The sequence below is a fragment of the Bradyrhizobium pachyrhizi genome (assembly GCF_001189245.1).
GTDB classification, from domain to species: domain Bacteria; phylum Pseudomonadota; class Alphaproteobacteria; order Rhizobiales; family Xanthobacteraceae; genus Bradyrhizobium; species Bradyrhizobium pachyrhizi.
This window is the reverse complement of record NZ_LFIQ01000118.1, coordinates 22,985-32,313: the sequence shown is the minus strand read 5'-3', so window position 1 is coordinate 32,313 and position 9,329 is coordinate 22,985. Positions and strand designations below refer to the sequence as shown.

The window sequence follows — 9,329 nt, the reverse complement described above, 5'->3', positions numbered from 1 at the left end:
CGAGCGCGGTGGTCGGCTCGTCCGCGATCAACAGATCGGGCTCGTTGGCGAGCGCCATCGCGATCATCACGCGCTGGCGCTGGCCGCCGGACAATTGGTGCGGATAGCTCTTGAGCCGGGTCTCCGGCTCGGGGATGCCGACCTGGCCCAATAGCTCCAGCGTCCGCGCCCGCGCCGCCGCGCCACTGACGCCCCTGTGCAGCGACAGGATCTCGCCGATTTGGGTCTCGATGGTCTGGAGCGGATTGAGCGAGGTCATCGGCTCCTGGAAGATGATCGAGATGTCGTTGCCGCGGACCTCGCGCATCTCCTGGTCGGACGCGGTCAGGAGGTCGCGGCCGCGGAAGCGAATCGCGCCGGTGGGATGCGATGCCGTCGGATAGGGCAGCAGCTTCAGCACCGACAGCGCGCTGACGGATTTTCCCGAACCGGATTCGCCGACCAGCGCGACGCATTCGCCGCGCTTGATCGAGAACGAGATGCCGTCGACCGCAAGCGAGCGGCCGAAGGCGACCGAGAGGTCGCGGACATCGAGCAAGGGCTGGTTGATGGCGTCCATACCTCAGCCCTTCGAGAACGTCTTGCGTGGATCGAAGGCGTCGCGCGCGGCTTCGCCGATGAAGATCAGCAGCGACAGCATGATCGCGACCGAGAAAAAGCCGGTGAGGCCGAGCCACGGCGCCTGCACGTTGGCCTTGCCCTGCGACAGCAATTCACCGAGCGAGGGCGAACCGGGCGGCAGGCCGAAGCCGAGGAAATCCAGCGCCGTCAGCGTCATCACCGAGGACGAGACGATGAAGGGCAGGAACGTCATGGTCGCGACCATCGCGTTCGGCAGCAGGTGGCGGAACATGATCACGCCGTTGGAGACGCCGAGCGCACGCGCCGCCTGGATGTATTCGAAGTTGCGACCCCGCAGGAACTCGGCGCGCACCAGCCCGACCAGCGAGACCCACGAGAATAGCAGGAGGATGCCGAGCAGGATGAAGAAGCCCGGCGGCAGCACCGCCGAGATGATCAGCAGCAGATAGAGCGAGGGGATCGCGGTCCATATCTCGATCAGCCGCTGGAAGATGAGATCGGTCCAGCCGCCGAAATATCCCTGCACGCCGCCGGCGGCGATGCCGATGATCGAGGACAGGATGGTCAGCGTCAGGCCGAACAGCACCGAGATGCGGAAGCCGTAGATCAGCCGCGCGACCACATCGCGGCCCTGATCGTCGGTGCCGAGCCAGTTGTATTCGAGATCGCGGCAGCCGGTCAGTCCCTTGCGCTTCACCACGTCCTTGCACTGCTCTTCGGTCAACAGCCAGGTCGGCTTCGAGGGCACCGCCGTCGGCGGATCGAGGTTGCGGCTGTCGTAGGAGTAGCGGATCGGCGGCCAGATCATGCTGCCGCCCTTGGCGGCGATCTGCTTCTGCAGGTATGGATCGCGATAGTCCGCCGCGGTCTCGAAGTCGCCGCCGAAGGTGGTCTCGGCATAGGTGAAGATCACCGGCCAGTAGAGACGGCCGTCATATTTGACGACCAGCGGCTTGTCGTTGGCGATGAAATTGGCGAACAGCGACGCCACGAACAGCACGAGGAAGATCCAGAACGACCAGTAGCCGCGGCGATTGGCCTTGAAGTTCTGCCAGCGTCGCCTGTTCAGCGGCGACGGCGAAAAGCCGTGGTGCGTGGCGGGCACGGCCTCGCCGAGCGGCGATTGCGTCGAGGTCTCGACCGGTTGGGGCGCGAGCATCGTCATCAGACCTCCCGCGCTTCAAAGTCGATCCGGGGATCGATCCACATATAGGCGAGATCGGAGAGCAGATTGACCACCAGTCCGACCAGCGAGAAGATGAACAGCGTCCCGAACACCACCGGATAGTCGCGGTTCAACACGCTCTCGAAGCCAAGCAGGCCGAGCCCGTCGAGCGAGAAGATGGTTTCGATCAGCAGCGAGCCGGAGAAGAACGCGTGAATGAACGCGCCCGGGAAGCCGGCGATCACGATCAGCATGGCGTTGCGGAAGATGTGGCCGTACAGCACCTGGCGCTCGCTGCAACCCTTGGCGCGCGCGGTCATTACATATTGCTTGCGGATCTCGTCGAGGAACGAGTTCTTGGTCAGCAGGGTCATGGTGGCGAAGGCACCGAGCGCCATCGATATCAGCGGCAGCGTCAGATGCCAGAAATAATCGATGATCTTCCAGTACCAGGGGAATTGCGCCCAGCCGTCCGAGGTCAGGCCGCGCAGCGGAAAGATATTGAGGAATGAGCCGCCGGCAAGCAGCACGATCAGGAGGATCGCGAACAGGAAGCCCGGTATCGCAAAGCCGATGATGATCGCCGCCGAGGTCCAGGTATCGAACCGCGAGCCGTCCTGCACCGCCTTGCGGATGCCGAGCGGGATCGAGATCAGATAGGTCAGCAGCGTCATCCAGATGCCGAGCGACATCGAGACCGGCAGCTTCTCCTTGATCAGCTGCAGCACGCTGACACTGCGGAAATAGCTGTTGCCGAAATCGAACCGCGCGAAATTCCACACCATCAGCGCGAACCGCTCCGGCGCCGGCTTGTCGAAGCCGAACTGCACCTCGAGCTTCTTGATGAAATCGGGATCGAGGCCCTGCGCGCCGCGGTATTTCGAGTTGATGGCCGCGCCTGCGCCCGCGCCCTGGCCGCGCTGCGCGCCGAAATCGCCGCCGCCTCCCGACACCCGCGACGTGCCGCCGGTGTCGGCGCCGTTGATCTGCGCGATGACACGCTCGACCGGACCGCCGGGAGCAAACTGCACGACCACGAAGGAGACGAACAGGATGCCAAGCAGCGTCGGCAGCATCAGGAAGATACGTCGGGCGATATAGGCGCTCATCGGCTACTTCGCCTGCTCGAGCTTCGCGGCCTTGGCCGCATCATACCACCAGTTCTCCGGGGCGCCGACGCCCTGGGCATATTTCGCCAGCTTCTCGGTATGGCCGAACTGGTCCCAATAGGCGATCGGATGCGTGTTGCGGTACCATTGCGGCACCCAGTAGCGGCCGGCGCGGAACACGCGGTCGAAGGCGCGGCAGGCGATCGTCAGCTCATGGCGGCTGTTGGCGCCGATGATCTTCTCGATCAGCACGTCGATCGCGGGATTGGCGATGCCCGCGAGATTGTAGGAGCCCTTGGTCTTCGCGGCCTGCGAGGAGAAGAACGGCCGCATGCTGTCGCCGGGCGTCGCCGAGAAGCTGAAGCGCTGCATGGTCATGTCGAAATCGAAGTCTTCCACCCGGGCGCGGTACTGCACCGCGTCGACGAGGCGGAACGTTGCTTCGATGCCAAGCGTGCCGAGGTTCTTGATGTAAGGCCCATGGTGCGGCTGCAGCGAGGGCTCGTCGTTGAGGAATTCGATGGTGATGGGCTCGCCGTTCGGCAGCACGCGCTTGCCGTCCTTGACGACACAGCCGGCCTCGTTGAGCAGCTGCACCGCCTTGCGCAGCAGCGCGCGATCCTGGCCGGAACCATCGGACATCGGCGGCACGAACGGCAGGCCGAACACCTCATCGGGCACCTGGCCGCGGAACGGCTCGAGCAGCGCCAGCTCCTCAGGCGAGGGAGGCCCGTCCGCGACCATGTCCGAGTTCTGGAACGGCGACACGGTGCGCGCATAGGCATCGTACATGATGGTCTTGTTGGTCCACTCGAAGTCGAAGGCGCAGATCAGCGCCTCGCGCACGCGTGAATCCTTGAACTTGTCACGGCGCGTGTTGATGAACCAGCCTTGCGCGCCGGACGGCGTATCGTCGGGCAGCGTCTCGCGCTTGACGCGGCCATCCTTCACGGCGGGGAAATCGTAGCGTGTCGCCCAGACGCGCGCGGTGAACTCCTCGCGGAACAGATAGCTCTTCGAGGTGAAGCCCTCGAACGCCACATCGCGATCGCGATAGAATTCGTAGCGCACGGTGTCGAAATTGTAGCTGCCGCGATTGACCGGCAGCTCGGCGCCCCACCAGTCCTTGACGCGGTCGAATTCGACATAGCGGTTGACCTCGAACCGGCCGACCTTGTACGGCCCCGAGCCGAGCGGTGCATCGAGCGTCGAGTCCTCGAACGGCCGCTTCGCGTAATAGGCCTTGGAGAAGATCGGCAGACCCGCAACGTAGAGCGGCACGTCGCGGGCGCGCCCCGCCGCGAAGGTCACCACCGCGGTCGCGTCATCGGGCGCCTCGGCCTTGACGAAGTCGCGCAGCTGCACCTGGATCAGAGGGTGGCCTTTTTCCTTCAGCGTATTGAGCGAGAAGGCGACATCCTGCGCGGTCAGCTTCGAGCCGTCATGGAAGCGCGCCTCGGGGCGCATGGTGAAGCGGTAGACCAGCTTGTCCGGCGAGATCTGCACCGACTTCGCGGCATAGCCGTACATCGCGTCGGGCTCGTCATTGGCGCGCGACATCAGCGTCGCGAACGTCATGTCCATGCCCTGCGCGCCTTCGCCCTTGAGGACGTAGGCGTTCAGCGAATTGAAGGTGTAGTAGGACTGGTTGTAACCGCGCACCCACGGGATCACCGAGAACGCCCCGCCCTTCGGCGCCTTCGGATTGACGTAGTCGAATATCTTGAAATCCGCCGGATATTTCAGGTCGCCGAACACCGACATGCCGTGCATCTCGGTTCCGTTGTCGGCCACCGCCGGCGCAGCACGCAAGCCTGCAGCACTCAACGCACCGATGCCGAGACCGAGTGCGTGCCGACGGGAGAATAGCGCCATGCGCGGATCCTTGAGTTTTATGAACGCTTGAGCTTGGCCGCCTTGTCGGCGTCGTACCACCAGATCGCAGGGAATCCCGATTGGCCATATTTCGGCAACTCTGCCGGACGGCCGAAGCGATCCCAGCGCGCTGTACGCACCTTAGGATAATTCCACTGCGGGACGACGTAATGGTTCCACAATAGCACGCGGTCGAGCGCTTTTGTCGCCGCGACGAGATCCTCGCGATCCGTCGCAAAAATCACCCGTTCGATCAGCTTGTCGATAACCGGGCTCTTGATGCCGGCAATATTGCGCGATCCGGCGTTGTCTGCAGCTTTCGATCCCCAGTATTCACGCTGCTCGTTTCCGGGTGACAGGGATTCACCCCAGGATGCGGTGACGACGTCGAAATCCCAACTGCGAAGCCGGTTCTCATATTGGATCGGATCAATCGTACGCACCGTGATCGAAAATCCGAGCCGCTCGAGCGCCGGCTTGTAAGCCAGCATGATCCTCTCGAAATTCGGATCCTCACTCAACAATTCGATGGAGAACGGCTCTCCGCTCTTTGCATCCACGAGCTTCCTGTCTCGCACCTCATACCCAGCCTCCCTGAGCAGACGAGATGCTTCACGGAGATTTTCGCGCACTGCTTCTGGATTGCCGCCGACCGGATTCGCATAGACCGTCGTGAATACTTCGGCAGGCACCTGATCACGCATGGATTCAAGAATGGCGAGCTCCTTGCCTTGCGGCAGCCCAGTCGCCATCAACTCCTCGGCGCCATCAAAGTAGCTAATGATGCGCTTGTATTGGCCGAAGAAGAGCAGCTTGTTGACCTCCTCGAAGTCGAACGCGTAATTCAGGGCGCGGCGAACACGCGGATCCTTGAATTTGGCGCGCCGCTGGTTCGGGACAAAGGCCTGCATGATGCCCGAACTGCGGTTCGGAAACTCTTCCAGCACCACGCGCTTGTCGGTGACAGCAGGAAAATTATAGGCGGTTGCCCATGCCTTCGCGCTGTTCTCCAAGCGCCAATCGATCTGATCGCCCTTGAATGCCTCAATCGCAACCGTCGGATCCCTGAAATACTCGTAGCGAAGTTCGTCGAAGTTGTTGCGCCCCACGTTGATCGCGAGGTCGCGCGCCCAATGGTCCTTGACGCGCTCAAGAGTCACCGTCCGTCCTGCGACGAACTCCTTGATCCGATACGGTCCCGATCCAAGCGGCTGCTCCAGCGTCGTCGCGGAGATATCGCGCTTGTGGCCTTGGCCATTGGTGCCTTCCCACCAGTGCTTCGGCAAAATCGTCAGTTGACCCACGATCTGCGGCAATTCGCGGTTGCCAGGCATATCGAAGACAAACTTCACTTCGCGATCGCTAATCTTTTCCGCCCTTACCACATGGCTGTAATAGGCAGAAAACATAGGGTGATGAGTCTTGAAGGCGTCGAGCGAGAAGATCACATCTTCCGGAGTAACCGGTGCTCCGTCATGCCACTTTGCCTGAGGGCGCAGACGATAAACGACATAAGAGAAGTCGTCGGGGTGACTTGCTGCCTCCGCCAGCGATCCGTACTCCGTTGAGACTTCGTCGAGCGAAGGTGTCGTCAGCGATTCATAAATGAGGGCGACAGCGCCTGCGATGGAGCCCTTCACACCCGAGACGACGATGTTGAAATTATCAAAAGTGCCGATTGAGATTTGCCGGACAAACCCGCCCTTCGGCGCATCCGGATTGACATAGTCAAAGCGCTTGAAGTCGACCGGATATTTGACATTCCCGAAAAGCGACAAGGCATGCCGCCATTTCAGCCCGTTGGGGGCATCGTCGGCGAAGGCCGGCGTGATCGCCGACAGGCCGGGGGTGAGTCCGAGCGCCGGAGCCATTGCCGCCAGTGCGCTGCCTTGAAGGAGGTGTCGTCGGGTGATCGCCAAATTCGGTCTTCCTGCTTGCGGCCCCGCTTACATGGGACCCAATATAAGGCAACGGTTCGACAAATTACGTTGCTTTTTCCTCATGATATTGGCCCGGGAACAATATCGGTGCGGCGAAACGTCCCGATAACAAGCCCGCGACAGCGGATTCCCCATGCAAAAACGGCCAGGCATTGCCTGGCCGTTTCATCCGCATGCTTGCGCGAAGCAAATCGCTACTTCGAGGCGGTCGGGAGCGGAGCCGGGTGCTCCGAGTTCGAATTCAGATAGGCGATGATGTCGGCGCGCTCGCTGTCCTTCGGGACGCCGGCAAAGCCCATCGCGGTGCCGGGAATGAAACCCTTCGGGTTGGTCAGGAACTTGTTGAGGTCGTCGAAGGACCATTCGCCGCCCTTGCCCTTCATCGCGGCCGAGAAATTGAAGCCACGGCCTTCACCCTTCTTCTCGCCGACGACGCCGAACAGGTTCGGACCGACGCGGTTGGGACCGCCCTTCTCGAAGGTGTGGCAGGCCTGGCACTTCTTGGCGGCCGCGGCGCCCTTCTCGACGGACGCCGTCTGCAACAGCTTCTCGATCGGCTCGGAGGAGGCCGCCGCGGCCTCGCCGCCACCGCCATGGGACTCTTCCTTCACAGCGATCTCAAAACCCGGCTTCTCCGGCAGCTTCGGCGCGAATTTCGCGCTGGCGGCAAAGCTCATCACCAGGACGACGATGCAGGTGCCGAGAACCGCACCGAGGATTTTGTTGAGTTCGAAGGAGTCCATTTTGGGTCAGGCTCCGGGCCTTGAATGTCGACTTCAGGCCGGGAATACGGCCGCGGGGAAAGACCTGGGAATCGGCCTTATCGCACCGCCCCAAGCAGGGTTGAGATATCGGTTTGCCCGCGCTCTGGCAACCCGTATAAACGCGCCGAATTCAACCTCCTCCCCGGCAATTTCCGCAGGCCGGACGGGCCCCGACACGAATGACCGATCCCCGTACCTTGGTGCTGATTCCGGCCCGCATGGCCGCCACTCGCCTGCCGGGAAAACCGCTGCTCGAGATCGCCGGCGTGCCGATGATCGTCCATGTGCTGCGGCGGGCCGAGGCAGCGGGCATCGGCCGGGTTGCGGTCGCCACCGACACGGCCGAGATCGCCGATGCGGTGAAGGCTGCCGGCGGCGAGGTCGTGATGACCCGTCCCGACCATCCGTCCGGCTCGGACCGGATTTATGAAGCGATGACGACCCTCGACCCGGCCGGCCATGCCGAGATCGTGGTCAATCTGCAGGGCGATTTCCCGACCATCAGCCCCGAGACCATCCGCAGCGTGATGCCGGCGCTCGACGATCCCGCGGTCGACATTTCGACCCTGGCCTCGCGCATCCATACCGAGGAGGAGGATCAGGCCCCCAGCGTGGTCAAGGCAGTCGGCTCGCCGATCGGGCCGAACCGGTTGCGCGCGCTGTATTTCACCCGCGCCACCGCGCCTTATGGCGACGGGCCGCGCTACCATCATATCGGCCTCTACGCCTACCGCCGCGCCGCGCTGGAGCGGTTCGTGGCGCTGCCGCCCTCGCCGCTGGAGCAGCAGGAAAAGCTCGAGCAGCTCCGCGCGCTGGAGGCCGGGATGCGGATCGACGTCACCATCGTCGATACCGTCCCGCGCGGCGTCGACACCCCGGCCGATCTCGAAACCGCCCGCAGAATACTTTCCAAAGCCTGACCGGCTGGTAAAAGGCCACCCATGACCAAGAAGCTGAAAATCGCGTTCCAGGGCGAGCCTGGCGCCAATTCCCATATCGCGATTGTCGAGGCCTATCCCGACGCCGAGCCGATGCCCTGCCCGACCTTCGAGGACGCGCTGGCCGCGATTTCCTCGGGCGAGGCCGATCTCGGCATGATCCCGATCGAGAATTCGGTCGCCGGCCGCGTCGCCGACATCCATCATTTGCTGCCCGCCTCGGGCCTGTTCATCGTCGGCGAATGGTTCTTGCCGATCCGCCACCAGCTGATGGCGATCAAGGGCACCAAGCTCGCCGACATCAAGAGCGTGGAGAGCCACGTCCACGCGCTCGGCCAGTGCCGCCGCGTCATCCGCAAGCTCGGCATCAAGCCGATCGTCGCCGCCGACACCGCCGGCAGCGCCCGCGACATCTCCGAGCGCGGCGACAAGAGCGTGGCGGCGATCGCCTCCCGCCTCGCCGCCGATATCTACGGCCTCGACATTCTCGCCGAGGACATCGAGGACGAGGCCCACAACACCACCCGCTTCGTGGTGCTGGCGCGCGAGGCCAAATGGGCCGCGCAGGGCTCGGGGCTGCTGGTCACGACTTTTGTGTTCCGGGTGCGCAACTTGCCCGCCGCGCTGTACAAGGCGCTGGGCGGCTTTGCCACCAACGGCGTCAACATGACCAAGCTCGAAAGCTACATGGTCGACGGCAATTTCTTCGCCACGCAATTCTATGCCGATGTCGACGGTCACCCCGATGACCGCGGCCTCGCCTTCGCGATCGAGGAATTAAAATTCTTCTCGCGCGAATTCCGCATCGTCGGCGTCTATCCCGGCCATCCGTTCCGCGCCACCTTCAGCGAGACGCAGGACTGAGCCGCACGCGCCGTACGTCGTCCCGGCCTGGTGCGCAATTGCGCACGGGGGCCGGGATGGGGCTCGTCGTTCAAGCGTCGCGCAACAATTAC

At 63.0% G+C, this 9,329-nt stretch carries 8 protein-coding genes; 2 read left to right on the top strand and 6 right to left on the bottom strand.

Annotated elements, in window-relative coordinates; genetic code table 11:
* From AKL29_RS45980 to AKL29_RS34015, 6 genes are all read right to left on the bottom strand, one after another.
* A partial coding sequence (locus AKL29_RS45980) for an ATP-binding cassette domain-containing protein (RefSeq protein WP_244482575.1) occupies positions 1-559 on the bottom strand: 559 nt, incomplete at its 3' end.
* 3 nt (positions 560-562) lie between these two features.
* Positions 563-1,747: an ABC transporter permease gene (locus AKL29_RS34035; protein WP_028334665.1), complete on the bottom strand. Its 1,185-nt coding sequence runs from the start codon at positions 1,745-1,747 to the stop codon at positions 563-565.
* Positions 1,747-2,856: a microcin C ABC transporter permease YejB gene (locus tag AKL29_RS34030; RefSeq protein ID WP_028334664.1), complete on the bottom strand. Its 1,110-nt coding sequence runs from the start codon at positions 2,854-2,856 to the stop codon at positions 1,747-1,749. The genes AKL29_RS34035 and AKL29_RS34030 overlap by 1 nt, the downstream gene beginning before the upstream one ends.
* Before the next feature lie 3 nt (positions 2,857-2,859).
* The gene (locus AKL29_RS34025; RefSeq protein WP_028334663.1) at positions 2,860-4,731 is read right to left on the bottom strand and encodes an extracellular solute-binding protein; all 1,872 of its coding nucleotides are present in this window, start codon (positions 4,729-4,731) and stop codon (positions 2,860-2,862) included.
* Positions 4,732-4,748: 17 nt separating this feature from the next.
* Entirely contained in the window at positions 4,749-6,650 is a 1,902-nt protein-coding gene (locus tag AKL29_RS34020) for an extracellular solute-binding protein (protein ID WP_028334662.1), read from the bottom strand.
* A 215-nt stretch (positions 6,651-6,865) separates the two neighbouring features.
* Positions 6,866-7,414 (bottom strand): c-type cytochrome, encoded by a 549-nt coding sequence (locus AKL29_RS34015; protein WP_028334661.1) that lies wholly within the window; start codon positions 7,412-7,414, stop codon positions 6,866-6,868.
* Between the two features lie 200 nt (positions 7,415-7,614).
* Between AKL29_RS34015 and AKL29_RS34010 the strand changes: the two genes are divergently transcribed.
* Together AKL29_RS34010 and AKL29_RS34005 are read left to right on the top strand one after the other, a co-directional pair.
* Complete coding sequence (locus AKL29_RS34010) at positions 7,615-8,355, top strand: 3-deoxy-manno-octulosonate cytidylyltransferase (protein WP_028334660.1); 741 nt, start codon at positions 7,615-7,617, stop codon at positions 8,353-8,355.
* Between the two features lie 21 nt (positions 8,356-8,376).
* On the top strand, positions 8,377-9,237 hold the full coding sequence (locus tag AKL29_RS34005) for a prephenate dehydratase (protein ID WP_050387193.1): 861 nt from the start codon (positions 8,377-8,379) through the stop codon (positions 9,235-9,237).
* Positions 9,238-9,329: the final 92 nt, after the last annotated feature.

Bases quoted from the DNA above. Each gene is read 5' to 3' on its own strand.
- AKL29_RS34010 (WP_028334660.1), top strand. From the start codon at position 7,615: ATGACCGATCCCCGTACCTTGGTGCTGATTCCGGCCCGCATGGCCGCC.
- AKL29_RS34015 (WP_028334661.1), bottom strand. From the start codon at position 7,414: ATGGACTCCTTCGAACTCAACAAAATCCTCGGTGCGGTTCTCGGCACC.
- AKL29_RS34025 (WP_028334663.1), bottom strand. From the start codon at position 4,731: ATGGCGCTATTCTCCCGTCGGCACGCACTCGGTCTCGGCATCGGTGCG.
- AKL29_RS34030 (WP_028334664.1), bottom strand. From the start codon at position 2,856: ATGAGCGCCTATATCGCCCGACGTATCTTCCTGATGCTGCCGACGCTG.
- AKL29_RS34005 (WP_050387193.1), top strand. From the start codon at position 8,377: ATGACCAAGAAGCTGAAAATCGCGTTCCAGGGCGAGCCTGGCGCCAAT.
- AKL29_RS34035 (WP_028334665.1), bottom strand. From the start codon at position 1,747: ATGACGATGCTCGCGCCCCAACCGGTCGAGACCTCGACGCAATCGCCG.